The organism is Chryseobacterium fluminis (assembly GCF_026314945.1).
GTDB lineage: Bacteria > Bacteroidota > Bacteroidia > Flavobacteriales > Weeksellaceae > Chryseobacterium > Chryseobacterium fluminis.
In genome coordinates, this window is the sequence record NZ_CP111121.1 from 1,940,145 (window position 1) to 1,957,522 (window position 17,378).

At 32.4% G+C, this 17,378-nt stretch carries 18 protein-coding genes; 3 read left to right on the top strand and 15 right to left on the bottom strand.

Annotation, left to right across the window (positions count from 1 at the left end; all coding sequences use genetic code 11):
- The first annotated feature begins 45 nt into the window (after window positions 1-45).
- Window positions 46-516: a hypothetical protein gene (locus tag ODZ84_RS08655; RefSeq protein WP_266176584.1), complete on the top strand. Its 471-nt coding sequence runs from the start codon at window positions 46-48 to the stop codon at window positions 514-516.
- A gap of 481 nt (window positions 517-997) precedes the next feature.
- Here the strand turns inward: ODZ84_RS08655 and ODZ84_RS08660 are convergent, their stop codons facing one another.
- The 3 genes from ODZ84_RS08660 to ODZ84_RS08670 all read right to left on the bottom strand — a co-directional run bounded on the left by ODZ84_RS08660 (window position 998) and on the right by ODZ84_RS08670 (window position 3,729).
- On the bottom strand, window positions 998-2,464 hold the full coding sequence (locus ODZ84_RS08660; protein WP_266176585.1) for a hypothetical protein: 1,467 nt from the start codon (window positions 2,462-2,464) through the stop codon (window positions 998-1,000).
- Entirely contained in the window at window positions 2,464-3,108 is a 645-nt protein-coding gene (locus ODZ84_RS08665; RefSeq protein ID WP_266176586.1) for a hypothetical protein, read from the bottom strand. The genes ODZ84_RS08660 and ODZ84_RS08665 overlap by 1 nt, the downstream gene beginning before the upstream one ends.
- 87 nt (window positions 3,109-3,195) lie before the next feature.
- Window positions 3,196-3,729 carry a hypothetical protein gene (locus ODZ84_RS08670; protein ID WP_266176587.1) on the bottom strand — a complete coding sequence of 178 codons (534 nt, stop codon included), beginning with the start codon at window positions 3,727-3,729 and terminating at the stop codon, window positions 3,196-3,198.
- A 177-nt stretch (window positions 3,730-3,906) separates the two neighbouring features.
- Between ODZ84_RS08670 and ODZ84_RS08675 the strand changes: the two genes are divergently transcribed.
- Window positions 3,907-4,311 carry a helix-turn-helix domain-containing protein gene (locus ODZ84_RS08675; RefSeq protein WP_266176588.1) on the top strand — a complete coding sequence of 135 codons (405 nt, stop codon included), beginning with the start codon at window positions 3,907-3,909 and terminating at the stop codon, window positions 4,309-4,311.
- A 23-nt stretch (window positions 4,312-4,334) separates the two neighbouring features.
- Complete coding sequence (locus tag ODZ84_RS08680) at window positions 4,335-5,246, top strand: hypothetical protein (protein ID WP_266176590.1); 912 nt, start codon at window positions 4,335-4,337, stop codon at window positions 5,244-5,246.
- A gap of 23 nt (window positions 5,247-5,269) precedes the next feature.
- Here ODZ84_RS08680 and ODZ84_RS08685 read toward each other — a convergent pair whose 3' ends face one another.
- From ODZ84_RS08685 to dnaK, 12 genes are all read right to left on the bottom strand, one after another.
- Window positions 5,270-6,115, bottom strand: coding sequence for a hypothetical protein (locus ODZ84_RS08685; RefSeq protein WP_266176591.1), 846 nt, complete (start codon window positions 6,113-6,115; stop codon window positions 5,270-5,272).
- Between the two features lie 160 nt (window positions 6,116-6,275).
- Window positions 6,276-7,232 carry a hypothetical protein gene (locus tag ODZ84_RS08690; RefSeq protein WP_266176592.1) on the bottom strand — a complete coding sequence of 319 codons (957 nt, stop codon included), beginning with the start codon at window positions 7,230-7,232 and terminating at the stop codon, window positions 6,276-6,278.
- 211 nt (window positions 7,233-7,443) lie between these two features.
- On the bottom strand, window positions 7,444-8,052 hold the full coding sequence (locus tag ODZ84_RS08695; RefSeq protein WP_266176593.1) for a hypothetical protein: 609 nt from the start codon (window positions 8,050-8,052) through the stop codon (window positions 7,444-7,446).
- Window positions 8,053-8,073: 21 nt separating this feature from the next.
- Complete coding sequence (locus tag ODZ84_RS08700) at window positions 8,074-9,222, bottom strand: relaxase/mobilization nuclease domain-containing protein (protein WP_266176594.1); 1,149 nt, start codon at window positions 9,220-9,222, stop codon at window positions 8,074-8,076.
- Complete coding sequence (locus ODZ84_RS08705; protein WP_266176595.1) at window positions 9,215-9,664, bottom strand: plasmid mobilization protein; 450 nt, start codon at window positions 9,662-9,664, stop codon at window positions 9,215-9,217. The genes ODZ84_RS08700 and ODZ84_RS08705 overlap by 8 nt, the downstream gene beginning before the upstream one ends.
- 148 nt (window positions 9,665-9,812) lie before the next feature.
- Entirely contained in the window at window positions 9,813-10,691 is an 879-nt protein-coding gene (locus ODZ84_RS08710; RefSeq protein WP_266176596.1) for a toprim domain-containing protein, read from the bottom strand.
- 221 nt (window positions 10,692-10,912) lie between these two features.
- Complete coding sequence (locus ODZ84_RS08715; RefSeq protein ID WP_266176597.1) at window positions 10,913-12,142, bottom strand: primase-helicase family protein; 1,230 nt, start codon at window positions 12,140-12,142, stop codon at window positions 10,913-10,915.
- Window positions 12,139-12,516 (bottom strand): helix-turn-helix domain-containing protein, encoded by a 378-nt coding sequence (locus tag ODZ84_RS08720; protein ID WP_266176599.1) that lies wholly within the window; start codon window positions 12,514-12,516, stop codon window positions 12,139-12,141. Before ODZ84_RS08720 ends, ODZ84_RS08715 begins: the two co-directional genes overlap by 4 nt.
- Window positions 12,517-12,728: 212 nt before the next feature.
- Complete coding sequence (locus ODZ84_RS08725) at window positions 12,729-13,421, bottom strand: hypothetical protein (RefSeq protein WP_266176600.1); 693 nt, start codon at window positions 13,419-13,421, stop codon at window positions 12,729-12,731.
- A gap of 1 nt (window position 13,422) precedes the next feature.
- Window positions 13,423-14,664 (bottom strand): site-specific integrase, encoded by a 1,242-nt coding sequence (locus ODZ84_RS08730; RefSeq protein ID WP_266176602.1) that lies wholly within the window; start codon window positions 14,662-14,664, stop codon window positions 13,423-13,425.
- Complete coding sequence (locus tag ODZ84_RS08735) at window positions 14,661-15,230, bottom strand: helix-turn-helix transcriptional regulator (RefSeq protein ID WP_266176603.1); 570 nt, start codon at window positions 15,228-15,230, stop codon at window positions 14,661-14,663. Before ODZ84_RS08735 ends, ODZ84_RS08730 begins: the two co-directional genes overlap by 4 nt.
- 230 nt (window positions 15,231-15,460) lie before the next feature.
- Window positions 15,461-17,356 (bottom strand): molecular chaperone DnaK, encoded by a 1,896-nt coding sequence (dnaK, locus tag ODZ84_RS08740; RefSeq protein ID WP_266176604.1) that lies wholly within the window; start codon window positions 17,354-17,356, stop codon window positions 15,461-15,463.
- Window positions 17,357-17,378 lie beyond the last annotated feature (22 nt).

Sequence of the window (17,378 nt, forward strand, 5' to 3'; positions counted from 1 at the left end):
TCAAGATCACTTCGTAATGAATTATATTCAATAAATAAATTTCTCTTGTCTTTTGAGGCTTTTGATAAAAGAATTAATAAAGATATTGGATTAATATACCTTGAAAACATTCTTTCTCACACCTCTTATATAATTAGAGAACTTGACGTAAAGCCATTAAATGAAACAAAAGTTTACAATTCTGTAAAACACGTAATAAAAGCTACTTTTCCTGATTACATAAGTCTATCAGAACCATTTTATAAAGAAGCAAAATGCTACAAGCCAGATATCCTCATTCCATCACTAAATGTTGCAGTTGAGTACAAGTATGCAACTGATGAAGCAAGACTCATTAAAACTATTGAGGATATACTCATAGATGTTCTAGGTTATTCCAACCATCCTGTTTATAAAATTTTCTATGCAGTGTTTTATGTGAGAGCTGGAGTTTGTACTCAACAAAGATTCAATATTTTGTGGAATGGCTATAAATTTCCCGAACACTGGAAACCAATTTTTGTTAATGGGGAATAAACAAATCTGCATTTATCATTATAACTAATTTTTAGAGCCATTCCAAATCAATTTTATAGATTGTATCATTAAACATTATTCAATGCTTGGGAATTTTTCTTTAGTTATGGAATCATTTCCTCTACTCACAATCATCAGTAAAATATTTTCGAATAACACTCTCTGTAAGAAAATAGAGAAATTCCATAATCAATTCCACTTCCTCCTTGGTGACAATCATACCTTCGTTTTTAAAATACTCAAGTACCTCCTTTACAGGTATTTTTTTTATTTCTTTTAATTGAGACATATATTTTGATGTTAAAGTTTTAATCAAAAATTCAATGATTATGGATTATAATAAATCCGAAAATTATCTTTCAACGAATTTTTGATGGTATTTCTTGTAAATTTTGCATTAGTTTTTCGACAATCACCTTCATTTGAGCCACATCTTTTTTTTTCAAATGTGTGATATGGTGATGAAGAACCATATGGTATTCTAGATACGGAAAGAACTTAGTCCAGAATTCTTCAAATATGTAATTGTATTTTCGCAATTCAGGATTTGCAAACTCACATAGTCGCCACAAACTGTAATTGGATAATTCGGCATATAGTAAAGCTTTGCATAAATATATGTTCTGCAAAATGAAAGAAAAAACAATGTAAAAAAGTATGGTAGACCCTGATAATTTTCTTTCTCATCTTCAGCTAGTGCAAGGAATTGTTCAGAAAATTTCGTGGCCGCTTCAAAGTAATAGTCAAGATCAGCATAGATCGGAGTATGGGGATATTCCCAGTGAGGCTCCGGATGAAACGGATAAGATTGGTAAATTTTATTTTTGCTTTGAATAACATTTGCAAAGAAACTTTGATAAAAGTACAGATTCTTCTGAATCCAATATCGGTCGTGGCTGATCAAAACAAAATCAGACTGATCACCAGTGTGACTTTTAAGTGACTGTGTTATGGATTTCAATTTATCATTACCAATATTAAGACCAAGCAACAGTAAGTAATAAGTTGTATTACTACCATAAACAGCTTTGTGAAAGATATAGATTTCTTCGACCTCGATGGATTTTACAATTACTTCCACAGCAATATCTAGAACCGCATCTTTATCGTTTGTCTCTGCTGTTTCATTAATGTCTTCCTTGTCAGAACATCCTATTTTTATCATGTTCTTTAATTGATGCAAACGTTTTTCAATCATTCCGGAAAGACTATCCTCAGCTATACGGAACGCTTCAAACATTTCATTTTTAAAAAATAGATCATCTTTTGATGCTTCTCTAGCTTTCCCAATTAAATGAATAAGGTAATACTCGCTTCTGCTTTGACAGACGAAATGGCTTTGTATTTCTGGAATATGTTTTGAAAGGTTCCTTATTCTTTCGTTCAGATTTTCTGAATTGAATCCATTTCCAGTATATAATTCTTCCAAGTATCTGAAATCATATTTGAAAACATTTTCATAAGCTAACAAGGCACTTACTGATGATTCGTCGGTGAGAAATCCTCTAACCTGTGTTAATAAAAGATCGTGATCGTGAAACAGAGAATCTTTATAGTCCTCAAACTTATTACTAAATTTTTTCCAATTCCTTTTAATAATCAATGGCTTTCCATAATCAGCATTTTGATAAATAATTGCTGATGGTCTACAATACAGCTCAATGAAAGGATCTCCAAGAGAAAATCTATGGTGGATTTCTGAAGAATAAAACACACAGACTTTGACTTTGTACTCTTTGAAAGCTTTATCGACCCACTTTTTTCGCATTAACTCATCAACATCGTTTTTGTGTTCCACAACAATTATGAGATGAGCGCAGCCTGAATCATCAGTTTGGTTAAAGAATATCTGAATTATAAGATAATGTTGTCTAAAAAGTTGATTGATTGAACTATCTATAAATTCGTGACCAATCTGTGTAAATTGAAATTGATTTGAAGTTTTCATTATAATGGTTTTTTGATATTGTGATTTTCATCATTAAAATAAAAGTAAACAGATTCTAAGAATAATCGCATCACTGCAAACCATGCCATCAGATCGATGTGTTCATTCAACTCTCCATCATTCTCAAGATGAAGAATATCTTCGTTTGAGAAATTCTCGCTTGCTATTTTTTGCTGAAATGCCATATAGTATTCACCACCTACTATAGAAATTATGCTATAAAGCAAATATTCTAAAAGATCATCTAACACAATAGAGCTTCTAATATATTCAATTGCTGATACAGCAATATTGTCTTCTGGTATGTCGATTAGTGGAATCATTCTTCCTTCATTATCTAAAAGTTCTGAGCTGAAGGCGATCATTGCCAGCAGGCAGGACATTATTGCTGCTGTCTTGGTGTCAAGCCTGCTTGCATTCAGGACTTCAATGTTTCCATAGAGTAGATCTTTGAGATCATAATTCTGTATGAAATCTTCATAATGGTTTAAAAGTCTGTCAATCTCAGGATTTTCTAATTTTTTAATTAGTTTGAATATCCCGTCTATCAATTCTTGTCTCTGCCGTTTTTCCAAAAGCACTGGAAAAGTAATTTGCGCTTGATCAATATTTTTGATCAAACGGCTTTCTGTTTTCTTTTTCATATCAAATTTTTTGTTAGATAAAGTTGGGAAAGCACGAAAGCCTATTCAAGTTTGAAATTGCATAAAATATTCTAAAGAGTTCATATCTTACTTTTTAATCTTTTCAAAGCCACGTTCACGAATGATTTGTGCGGCATCCAACATTTTGTTTAGGTGGATAAAAAGAGTGATGATATTAGCTTCCGGTTCATCTGAATATGCTCCTAAAGAGAAATAAACAATTTGTGTGTTGAAATACTCAAACTCCTTTAAGGTAAATTCTTTAAAAGCGTTCTGGAAAACAAGAAATGGATTATCATACTCTTCATTGGAAAGTGAGCCCTGTAATAATCTGGATGTATATTCCGGAGGATCATTCAATTTCCATTTTTTTGCTTTTAATTGTAATAGATAACTTGCTCTAATAAATGAGCGCATACATAGGTAAAAGTGAAATACGAGCGAAGGATCATCCTTCATTAGAACTTCACATTTCGTAGAATAATTTATGATGTCAAACAATCTATCTTTTACGGCAGATAGGTAATCCATTTCAAAGAATGCATCAATCAATGACAGACAAGTATGTTTTCTGTAGCTGTCCCAAAACTCAGCTTCAAAATCTATTTTCTTCTTTTTCATAATAATTAAGTTTTATCTTGATACGAATTACCATTATCAAAAGCTCATAATCAATACAAAAACTGGATATTATATCTAAAGAAATGGATATTTTACAGGATAATTTTTTAACTTTACAATTCAGACGATTTAACAGAAATGGCTTTATCTTTGAGCCTTTAAAATTTGATAACCGCTATGGAACAGAAAGTACATCAGGGAAGAAATGTAAAACGCTTTAGAGAGATGCTAGGGATAAAGCAGGAAGCTTTAGCTTTTGACTTGGGTGATGATTGGAATCAAAAGAAAATTTCTTTGCTTGAACAGAAGGAAATAATAGAAGATCCTTTGCTAAAAAGGATTTCCGAAGTATTGAAAATTCCGGTAGAAGCGATTCAAAACTTTGATGAAGAACAAGCAATTAATATCATTTCAAATACATTTGATAATTGTCAACAACCTGCGTCTGTATTTTACAATTCCACGGTAAATCAAATCGACCAATTTGTGAAACTTCACGAAGAAAAGATTGCTTTGTACGAAAGGATGTTGAAAGAAAAAGATGAAATGATGGATCGACTTGAAAAGCTTATTAATAAATAATTCTACATTTCTATTTCATTAATATGACCAAAGAAGAAGCATTTGAAAAATTAAAAGAGTTTTCAAAAAAATTAGATACAATCTCGTATGATGAAATCTATACATTATTAAGAGAATCTGTTAGACGTATTCCAATTCCATTAGCGAAATTTCATAAAAATAGAGAACTCGACAGAGCAAGATTGAATAAAGGAGACGCTCTCTACAACAGTATAGATGATTTAGGATATATTAAGGATAGAAACATAATTGACAACTTCCTTACAGAATATGGACGTGCTAATAAACCACATCAGGTTATGTTCTATGGTGCAATCAAAACGTCTCCGATTGACAAGCCCCGAATAACCGCAATTGCAGAAACATCCAAATTATTTCAAGATAAAGATGGATCTAACCTTGATGGAGAAAAGTACACTATAAGCAGATGGATTAATAATGAGGAATTCTTTGTTGCTGAAATGGTATTTGCTGAAGAAGCAATTAAAAACAATCCTGACATTGAAAGGAGTTTTGAAAAACAGATTGGATTTGCAGATGAATTAGATGAAGATGATATCGAATTCTACAAGGAATTTTTAATATTTATTAGTGAAGAGTTTGCAAGAAAGATTGAAAAAAATGATGACTATAAAATTTCAGTTGCTTACACAAATTTAATTTTAGAACATCCTCAAGTGGAAGGAGTGATGTTTCCCAGTGTTCAAACCAACTATTTTGGGGCAAATTTGGTTATCCCAATCGAAACTGTTGATAAATATTTCACACCTCAAGTATGCAGTACGCAAATACTTTATAAAACGCCTGAAAAAATTCTTATAGCTAATGGAGAGCATTATTGTGATGAAATCACTGGCCAAGAAATCAATTGGAAATTAACTGATGAGCAATATCTCAGTTCTGAAGAAGAAATAAAAAAGCATTTTAATTTATAGTAGGGAATATTTTCCAATCGATTTTATAATAAATCTCTAAAATCGAAATCATATATTTCATCAACTTCATTTTTTATAAAAGGTCTTTTAAAATAGATTTTTGTACCATTATAGCCTTCTCCATAGTGCGGATTAGTTACAATGTATTCAGGGAATCCGCAAGCCATTAAATTTGAGTTCAGTTCTTTTCTAAAAAATTTTAAATTGGAAATAGCATATCTATCAATCTCTTTTTTAATATCTATATGTGTTAAAGATTCTCCAAAATTTAGATTATTAGCATAATCATTAATATGCGATGAAAAATCAACTGTCATAAAATTGGTTTCTTTCTTTGAAATTGAGTGTTCTGGATTGAAACTGCAAATAGCAACTGCTCTTTGATTATATGAATAATTGATGAAGCCTTCGTTATCACAACCTGAAGGTTCTAAATATAAAATATCGATCATTCTTCCCCCGCAATCAGCACAAAATGGAAAGTTTATATTAAATATTTCTTCCAGTTTTAAAGTGTCTGGATTTACCAATGCAATAAGATACTCGTAACCATCTTTTTGATTTTCAGTATATGTTTCTAAATCTTTAAAATCTAAATTGGTTGTGACATCTATACCATAAGTTGAACCCTTAATATTACCAATAAAATCAGCGTGATTTCCTGAATCTAGACTTTCAAACAAACCAAAGTCTTTTCTATGAGAAGAAAAAAAGCCTAACTCAGCACGAATTCCTTTGTAATGTTTATCATCTATAGCATTGTTTTTACGATAATTATCTATAATATTTAAAGCTGATGTTAAACCGTGAAGCCTAAAGGTCGAAAAAATATGCTTACGAACAAGCAAAAATTTATCTGATGGATGCATAAATTATTTTTGTCTGGAATTGTGCTCTATTTTTCTGATAATTTGAAAATTTCAATACAAGGGGAATTTCTACTAAAATACAAATATCAACCTAAACGTTAAACTTGAAAGTTGAATTTCATTTTGTGTAGAGCAAAAGTTTATTTTTCTTTAGTTGCTTTTAATAAAAATTGAACATACTTCTACGTTCTTCAGTAGAGTGCAATTGAAAATCCTTCATATGAATAGGACTTCTATTTACAGATTCTGAAAAAAACATACAATTAACGATATCGCTAGTTTGCAACTCAATACAGATAGAATTTATATCTAAATCATAACACTCTGAATATGTTTTGTGAGCTGGGTTAGGAAATGAATCTTTATAAATCTTGTTATACGGTGGTTGGAAATATCTAATTAGGGCAGCTTCTGTAAAATTTATTTTTTGTTGCTCATTTATACCCTCGTAATTTAATTTGTCATAAATATTTACAAATCTTTCTCTATCATTATCTCTTTCTTCGTCAGAGAATTTAGTCCGACCATCAAACATCATTAAATTAAATTGTTCAAACGAAGCCAAAGCAATCCATATCTCACTATCCGGATTATTTATAATTGCTTCTGAATAAATGCCTTGTAAAGTTGAATGACTAACTAATCTATCGGGAGCAGTCCTTGCACCTTCAACTCCATAAGATTGTCCAACATATAATATTTCGAAATCTAAAAAAGCAGTATCATATGGATATGTAAGAAAAGATTGCAAAAAAACAGTCGATTTTGCATTTAATACTAATGTGCCTCCATCATAAATCTCAAACATATTAAATGGGTAAGTTGTTTTTAATTCTATATCATTTGTTGAAAAATTATTTTCTAGTTTAACTCCGAGCTCTTCAAAATCATTTTTTTTCTGAATTCTGAATGTTAATTCAAAATAATCCTCAAACAATCTTAGGCTATTTTCAACAACGGTTACTCTCGGGCGTTTTCCAATAAAATATAAATGACAAGGAGATTGGTCATCAAAATACTGCATATTAGTTACTAAATGTAAATCAGATTGTTGCAATATCATCATCTTATCTAAATTCATATTTATTGCAAATTCACTTGGTTTTTTTATTGTCATAATAATTAATAGGATTTAAGATGCAGTTAGGCTAAATCTCAAATATACGAATTGCATCAATAGGATTTGTCAGTAATTGTATTTATCAGTTTAAGTTTTTACTTAAATCTATAAGTACAATTATTTGCTTAGATTTCATTAATATCTACGGTGTAAACTGTAAGACCCTAACAATGAATAGATAGATTATATTGATTGATAATTTCTACCATTATTTTTTCTTATTTGCTTCAAATCCATCTTTAAACCTTAAAAAATCTTCCGCTTTTTTAGGGTTATTTTTAATCCACAATTGCATTACTTGAGTATTATCACTCAATATTTTAATCTCATTTTCATCGTAGATTTTTCTCCCTTCATCAGCAATTTCATTTAAAATATCTTGGCGTAGTTCACTTTTTGCCTTGATGCTTTCTTTGTACCAATTGGTTGCGAAATTGATGGAGGTAATAAATACTAAAACTGTAAAGACAAAAACTCCAATTCCGATCCAAATAAATTGCTTCTTCCATTTTATATTCTTTCCAAAATCTTCTAAATAATCTTTAGCTTCTTTTGAAAGAATTGTCTCTATATGAGTAGGAATGTTGGCAATGAATTCGTCTCTTTTGTTTTGCTCTAATTTAAAAAAGACTACAGTTTCATTGTTGATTGAATGTCCTTCTTGCAAACTCATCTGTACATCGTTCAACAGCGTCGTAAGGTCTTGGATGGCAAACTGAAGTTTGATATTTTGTTCACTATTTTCCATATTTGATTTGATCACATTTTCTAAAAGTTCCATTCCGTTACTTTTAGATTCTTTATTTTCATTTTCCATATTTATTTTTTAAATTTTTGATTATCGTCTTAATTTTCGCTTCTTTTTCCAGAGCACATCTTCATCCTGAGAAACATAGGTTGGATTAAGGAAGTCACCTAATAATCCGCCTGCAATTTCTATTAAGCTTTCATTTGTTTCTGATCTCAGATGATTACTCGCATCATTTTTTACAATATTTTGATTCAATGATTTTAGAACATCACCTATATCAGAATCTATTGACGACAGAGAGAACCCTACATTTTTCCGAAAAAAGAATTCGTTTTTCTCTTGACTATTATCAATTTTATTTATCCAGAAATCTTGAATTTTATTTTTTTGACCGCCTTTAATTTCTCCTTTGTATTGGATGTTCATAGAAAATCCTTTTTGTTGTAGATTTTCCCGAAATTCCTTAAAATTATCACCGTGTTTTTGTGCTTCCTTAACCGCTTTTTTTATTTCAAACAGAGATTTTATTTCAGAAATTTTCAGTTGATTTGAGATTTCAGATAATTTGTAACCAGCTTTATAGATCCTTTCAGTTTGAAAATTTTTGTCTTTTTCCATCACAATTCGCATTCCCGAAATCCCGTCTTTGACATTTGAGGACAATTGAATTTCAAAACCTCTTTTCTTCATTCCCAAGATCAGATCCTCAAAATTATCTTCTGACCTAATAACTTCGGTTAAGTTTTTTAGTATCTCAGCTTTTTTCTGAATTCCAATCTCTATATCAGTCAATAATCCTTTTTCTTTGCAGACTTCTCTGACAGCTTCACCAAATCTCTTTCCGATATCGTGTGCTTTCACGGTACATTTCCCCGAAATATTAATCCTGTTCACGATAAAATGAATGTGCTTATGCTTTGTGCTGTTGTGAATATCCAATCGGTACTGATTTTTGTTTGTCACTCCAATTTTTTCCAAAGCTTTGACTGCGATTTCTAAAAATTCTTCATCCTTCAATTTTCTACCAATTTCATCCGGTTGAGAAATGTAGCCCGTCAATGCCCATTTATTTACTTTGGGATTTCGGTCGGCTACTGTTTTCATTTCTAAATACTGACCTTCCGGATTTGAACTTAAAAGACAATTTGACGAAATCATTTCGGCTGTACCTTTGTCATTTCCATTATATTCCAAAGCGATTTTTGTAATGGTTCTTGTGGTTGCAGAATTATTCATCTTTCTGCATTTTTGAATATATATATTGATGAATCAATTCGACTAAATTTTCAATTTTTAATAAAATCTCTTTCTTGTTTTCAAAAACATTCCATTCACGATTTCGTAAAAGATTGGTAATTTTTTTAAAGTGAGTTCCATATTGAAGTAAGACTTCATCAGTTTGAAATTCATTAATTTTGAGTTCTTTTTCGAACAAAACATTCCGAATATACGTGGACAATTTTAACGGATATTTTTCTTGTTTTTGAATGAGAGTTTCGTATTCGGAATTGGTCATTCTGATCGAAACAACCTTATCCAGCTTTTTATTTTCTTTGGTCTTCAATCCACCTTTCCGACCTAATTCCTGGAAATATTTTTTTCTCTTTTCCCTAGCAATTTTTTCTGCATTTTCTTTGGCAGCTTGCTGTATGAAATCCTGTAAAAAGTCTTTTTCCATTGTGTTATATTTAAGTGTATTTCAAAACATTTCTGACGATAGGAAGAAATCAAAAAGCCAAATTTTACAATCAGCGGTTACGCTTATTGTAAACTTTGGGTACTTTTTGCACTAACTACCCACCGTATTTTACCTGTGTTTATTTTACTCACCTTCTCCTAAGTTTCACTTGTCTTTCATTTGTTGGATTTTTGTGAACCAGCCAATCATTCAAATCTTTAAAATCTGAATACAAAACCCGACAATCTTCTGCGTTTTGATTTTCATTTCTAATCATTTCAACAGCACGATTTCCGGCTTCATCATTATCAAAATAAAGCTCAATGTTTTCATAATTTTCAAGTGAGTTTTTAATGTTAGAAATCATTGAAACGGAATTCAAAATGATGTAATCCGACGGTTCTTTTTCTAAAAAAATCTCTACATTTTTAAAGGAAATAAAATCGAAAAACCCCTCAAACACTCGGAGCGATTCTGATCCATTTTTTATGGTAGAAACATCTTTTTTGCCCAAACAAATTTTTGAATATTTATTACGGATTTCATAACCATTAGAATCGTTCTTAAAACCAATTCCGAAATACTTTTTATCTTTCATCCGATAATGAATTTCGTTTAAGAACTGAGTTTGGGTTCCAACTTTTCTTTCTCTTAAATATTCCAAAAGTGCAGGATGCTGGATTTCATTAACGTCAAGTATCTCATAATTTTTACTCGGGTTTTCGAACTTCTGATCAGGAATATTTTGATTTTGAAAAGAAGAAAAGTTCTGGTTTTCTGCCCAAATTAAAACTCCATTTACTGAAGTATTCAGATACTTCTTCATAAAGTCAGTATTGTTTCCACCGATTCCTTCTGAGAATAAGTACCACTTGTTTAGACTTTTATTGATTTTAAAAGAGGCTTGGGATTCGCTGGCAAAGGGGTTGAGATACCAAGCTTCTTTTTCATTTTGTTTCGTTGGAAGGTGTCCGAGAGAAAGGAGGACTTCTTCCAACGGTATTGTATTAAATTGTTTGCAATTCATAGCTGTAAATTTTCCGTGTTTTGGGTGAGATATTTTTTGTTGAATTGTTGAGGAAATCTTGTAACTTACTGATTTAATTATCTTTAAAACCTCAACAAAAGCTCAACAATTCAACAAACTAGAGGTTTTACCCTCAACAAACATTCAACAAAAAGTTGGGTTTAAAAGTTTGTTGAGGATTTTGTTGAGTTTGAAGTATCTGATTTTCTATTCATTATCAATCAATTCAACATTTCAACACGTTTATTAAGAATAAAATCCTTTTTTATGGTGAAATAGCGACCAACTGAATTGTTTTGGTAAAATATTCCTGCAAAATCAAGGTCGTATCTGATGTAAGTCAAACCATTATTTTGTGGATTCAATTTCCAAGTTTCTTTTAAAAGATTTCGAATATCATTTCTTGTCCAGTAAGTTGGGCGAAACATCCTATTCATCATATTCAGCAAGTCTTGCGGAACGACATTAATTTCCTCATCATTGTTGCTTTCAAAAAACTCATAAAGCAATTCTATAATTTTAGATTCGAGTTTATTGTTGTTTTTGAAAACTAATTTCTGCAGTGCTTTTGTTCTGATCTCATCGGCAGAAAACCACATTCTTGTTTTCTTTTCCGTTGAAAATGGTCTTTCAATTAAAAACCGAAGAAAATAGGGGATTTCGGAAATGAGGTTATTTAAAAACTCAGTGTTTTCCATTTTGATCGGATTGATTTTCAAAATCCAAAATCGGATTTCGTTTTCATCGATTTGAATAAAATTCTCTTCGTTATTGGAACACAAAATAAACTTGGCGAAAAAATCGATTTCTTCTCTGTCTTTTCCTTTGGCTTCGAGTTTATCTTTATTAGTTGTCGATAGATATTTCAATCTTTCCGTGATTTCTTTTTTATCGAAAAAAACTTCATCGATTGCCACCAACAACATTGCTGCCCAATCGCTGTTGAATTGACTTCCAAATGAATCTCCTTTGATGTACGTCATATTCAATCCGAAAATCTCTCTCAACCATTTGATAAATGTTGATTTTCCGGTAGCTCGTTCTTTTGACACCAAACATAAAATAGGTAGAATTTGTGTTGGAAATTGCAGGAGAATTTTCAAATAATCCAAACCCATTTCCAGTTGTTCACCGAAAATGTGCGCTACAAAATTCAAAGAAAATGGAATTTTAGATTTCAAATCTTCTGTTTCAGATGAAGGATGAAATGGGATTTCATTGTAAATATTATAGAAACCTTGAACGATTTGTTGATAATTTAAATGCTCCGGAATGCAACAGAAACCATCAAATTTTGGCACATTTGACACATATGTTTTTCCGTGATCGCACACAATTGTTTCTCGATTCCATCTTACCAAAACTGAAGTTTTATCGCCAGAAATTAATGGCTTTTCTATCACTTTATAATAGGTGGTTCCAACTCGGATGTAGGGGATTTTTTGGCTCATCCTTGTAGATTTTGGTTAGAATCCACATTTGCCTTTCTTGAATTTTTTCTGAAACTTGCTTCCGCTTCAGATTGGATTTCTTGTAAGGTTTTTTTCTTTCCTTTCGAAATCCAATCCAATAGTTCATCTTCAAAAAAGTAGAGTTTCTTGCCATTTTTATAACAAGGAATCAATCTTTTCCGCACAAGAGTGTACACCGTAGGTTTTGCTTTACCTATAATTTGGCAAGCTTCTGCAATATCAATCGGAATTCTTTTTACGGGAATTATCGGAGGTTCTTTCCTTTCTACCAGAAATTTAATTTCAGCTATTTCGCTAACCAAATGTGCGACTGCTCGTGGCAGGTTTTCAAATGAAATGTCATTACTATCCATAACTATTGTTTTTAATTGTTATGGTGCAAAGAAAAAAAGTGATTCGTCTGTGATTGCTATAAACACGCAATCACAGAGGAATCACTAAACATACACTTCATTTTGTGATTTTTTATGTTCTTTGGTAGCCTGTCAAGTCTTCTTGAATTTTGATATTACCTTTTTGAGGTTCATCTTTCAAATGTGACTTGATACTATCTAAATCAATATCGTCAAGCGAAACGAAAATAGTTTTTTAATAATTTTGAAATTTCTTCCTGTTTTATTGGTCTAAAATAATTCCAAATATTCCAACCGAAATGATAAAGATCTAGATTAGATAATTCTTTGGTATGGACAGAAATACCGTTAGGAATCTCTTCTTTTTTTGAGTATGAACTTACGGCATTACAGAGTGCATCGAGATCTTCATCTGTTACATATAACGCAAATTGATTCCTAGTATAATCCAGAGCGATTTGTAGTTTTGCAATTTCACTCTGTTGCTTTTGCTGGAGTTGAGTTTTTCTTACAGATTCCAGATTTACGGATTCTGTAGTTTGATTCACAATACTTTTCTCCGAATTTTCGACTAAGTAAATTGGTGTATTTTCATCAATTATTTGTTTTTGCTTCTCCCCAACATTCTCAGGATTTTCAGATGGAATAAAATCTTCAGTAGAATTTTCAGAACTGGCTTTTTTAGGGAAAATCTTTCTGAATAAAACAATTATCCCATCGAGAAATAAAATTATAAGTGCATAAAATAATATACTTAATGCTGTGATTGACCAAAATACAATATTTGCGGTATATTCGTCACCACCTTTTCCAAGAAAAGAAATTCTTGCTAACGCTCCCCCTATTGTACATACTAATAGAACAGAAAGGTAGATGACAATATATTCGAAATATTTCAAGTGCATTTTATAAGTTTTTTAAATGAATAGCTGTAGAAGCTTTATTTTTCTTTTCATCAACAACCTTTGCATAAACCTGCGTAGTTTTTACGTTCGTATGACCTAGCATTTTACTCACTGTGTAAATATCAGTTCCACTCGAAAGTTGAAGTGTTGCAAAAGTGTGTCTAAAATTATGGAAAGTTATTTTTTTAGTAATTCCAGCACTTTCAATCCACTTCTTAAGTGGTCGGGAAATCCAAGCCGGATTAGTTAGATTTTTAAAAATCAAATCATTTGGAAGACCTACTTCACCACAAAGCTGTAATGCTTGTTTAGACATCGGCATATATTCTACACCTTTTGTCTTTTTTTGAGTAAAATTTATTTTTGCCTGATCGTTTTCAATACTTATCTCGTTCCACGTTAGTTTCTGAATATCGGAATGTCGCAGACCTGTTAAGGCTGAAAAAAGTGCTGCTCGTTTAAGAACTTCAAGTTCGCAAGGCGTTTCAACTAAAGTATTAAGTTCATCAAGTGTTAAATATTCTCGTCTTGATTCCTCGTGCGGAATCGCTTTTATTTTGGCAGAAATGTCAGTCGTAAAATATCCATCAATAAAAGCTTGTTTTAATGCAGCTTTGAAAACAGAAAAATAAGTTGAAGCCGTATTTTGAGAAATAGTTTCTTCTTTATTGCTACCACTTTTCGCAGTCAACAAATATGATTTAAAGTGTTCACAGAATTTTGTGTTGATCTGCGAAAACATAATTTTTTCGCCTCCAAAATCTTTTAGAAATTCTATCGAACGATACCAATTTATTTGAATAGATTCGGAATTGTTTTTATGTCTTTTATGAACTAACCGATCAAAATATCCCACAAAATTCTCCTGCGATTTTTCTTTTTGTTCTACTTGAATTTTGTCGAGTTCGCTGTAAAGCTCTATATTATCATATTCTCTCTGACGTAATTTACGCATAGAATCAGCATAGAACATTGTTTCCCGATCATTTTCGCTTTTGCAAACGATAATACCATTGTCATCTCTTTTAGGTTTATATGAAACGGATTCTTGGGTTGTTCTTGCAGGTCTTTTCTTATCAAAATCTACGGTTGTGACGCTTCGGTTCAAATATTCCCGGATTCTTTGAACTTTATCTCTACCAGGAATCATCACAGGATAACTTTCCAAATAAATAAACCATTCTTTTCGGAATTCGGATTTTCGCAATCGCACGGTAACTTTGGTTTTTAATAGCTCTTTCATTTTCCGTCAAAAATTTTATCAATTAAATTTTTAGGAACATACACAAAACTTCCAACTTTCTTTGTCGGAATTTTGTTTCTTTTAATCAGGTTTGTTACAGTTCCTGGATCAGCGTAGAATTTTGAACTAATTTCGGAAATTGTATAACAATTACCAACTTCAAAATTGGGTTTTTCAGGAATTTCCTTGGATTGATCTGGCATTTCAACTGCCGTAAACATTTGTTCTATATCGATTTTGCTTACACGAGTAAGTCGCTCTCCCAAATTGATGGCAGGTATTTTTTTACTTTTAATTAATCTGTGAATAGTATCTCTTGATATTCCAAAAAGTGTTACTGCTTCACTCACGGAAATATACGGTCGAGTTTGTATCTCTGCAATTTTAGAAACGGACTTTTCTAAAAGCGTTTGCCTCGCTTCCATTTCTTTAGCCAATTGTTTCTGTCTTTTTCCTGACTTTTCTGAGCAATATTTACTACAAAACCTAGCAGTAACTTTTTTCGCTTCAAATGGTTTTTCACAAAATTCGCAAAGTTTTGGTATTCTAAGATTACTAAAGCCCATAAAACAACTATTTTAAAGAATAAAAATCAAACTAGACCGAATAAGACATAATAAGACGCAGAAACTCCGTTATTAAGACGCGGTACAAATGAGATACAAAATTACAACAAAAATCGATTAAAATCAACTATTAAAAAAAAATGCAAAAACAAAAAAAATCGCTGTAAACATTACATTTACAGCGATTTGCTAATTTATTTCAATCGATATTAATCGATGATAATTGCTACTTACTTGACTTCTTCAAAGTCTGCATCCTGCACATCTTCTGCTCCTCCTGCGTTTCCTGCATTCTGAGCTCCTGCATCGGCACCCGGAGTGCCTTGTCCTGCTGCATACAGTTCTTCTGAAGCCGCCATCCAGGCTGCATCCAAAGCCTCTGTTTTAGCTTTTACCTCATCTCCGTTTTTAGCTTCGAAAGCTGTTTTTAATTCTGCGTGAGCCGCTTCGATTGCTGCTTTTTTATCGGCAGACAATTTATCTCCGAACTCTTTCAATTGTTTTTCAGTCTGGAAGATCAACCCGTCTGCTTTGTTGAATACTTCAACTTCTTCTTTTCTCTTAGCATCTGCTGCAGAATTTTCCTGAGCTTCTTTTTTCATTCTTTCAATTTCTTCGTCAGAAAGACCTGAAGAAGCCTGGATTTTAATAGTCTGCTCCTTACCTGTTCCCTTATCTTTAGCGGATACGCTTAAGATACCGTTAGCATCAATATCGAAAGTAACTTCGATCTGAGGAACTCCTCTTGGTGCCGGTGGAATATCGGTAAGATCAAATCTACCAATCTCTTTGTTATCGTTGAACATCGGTCTTTCTCCCTGTCCTACTCTGATGCTCACAGCCGGCTGGTTATCAGAAGCTGTAGAGAATACTTCAGATTTCTTGGTTGGGATTGTCGTGTTCGCTTCAATTAATTTAGTGAATACAGAACCCATGGTTTCGATACCTAAAGAAAGTGGCGTAACATCTAATAAAAGAACGTCTTTTACATCTCCTGTCAATACACCACCCTGGATCGCTGCACCAATGGCTACAACCTCATCCGGGTTAACTCCTTTAGACGGTTTTTTACCGAAGAATTTTTCTACTTCTTCCTGAATGATCGGGATTCTTGTAGAACCTCCTACCAAGATTACTTCATCGATATCAGAAGTTGATAAACCTGCATCTTTTAATGCTTTCGCTACCGGATCCATAGATCTTTTCACAAGATCAGCAGCTAATTGTTCGAATTTCGCTTTGGTTAAAGTTTTCACTAAGTGTTTAGGACCTGTAGCCGTAGCGGTAATATAAGGAAGGTTGATTTCCGTTTGTGGAGAAGAAGACAATTCAATTTTTGCTTTTTCAGCAGCTTCTTTCAATCTTTGTAATGCAATGGCATCAGATTTAAGCTCTACTCCTTCTTCAGCTTTGAACTCATCAGCCATCCAGTTGATGATCACATCATCAAAGTCGTCCCCTCCTAAATGGGTATCTCCGTTTGTAGATAATACTTCAAATACACCGTCTCCCAAATCAAGGATAGAGATATCAAAAGTACCACCACCAAGGTCATAAACAGCAATTTTCTGGTCTTTGTGATTTTTATCTAATCCATATGCCAATGCAGCAGCGGTAGGTTCGTTGATAATTCTTTCTACTTTAAGACCCGCGATTTCTCCTGCTTCTTTAGTAGCCTGTCTCTGTGCATCGTTAAAGTAAGCAGGAACAGTGATTACTGCTCTTGTTACTTCCTGACCAAGATAATCTTCAGCCGTTTTCTTCATTTTCTGAAGCGTCATGGCAGAAATTTCCTGTGGGGTATATTCTCTGTCGTCAATTTTTACTTTTACGGTATCGTTTGGTCCTGAAACCACTTCATAAGGTACTCTTGAGATTTCTTTTGCATCTTCTTTGAAGTGCGTACCGATAAATCTTTTAATAGAGTATACTGTTTTCTTCGGATTGGTTACAGCCTGTCTTTTCGCAGGATCTCCCACTTTTCTTTCTCCATCTTCTGTAAATGCTACGATAGAAGGTGTTGTTCTTTTTCCTTCCGCGTTAGGGATTACTACAGGGTCTTTCCCCTCCATCACTGCAACGCATGAATTCGTTGTTCCTAAGTCAATTCCAATTATTTTACTCATAATATTTTTTATTTTTTCTATT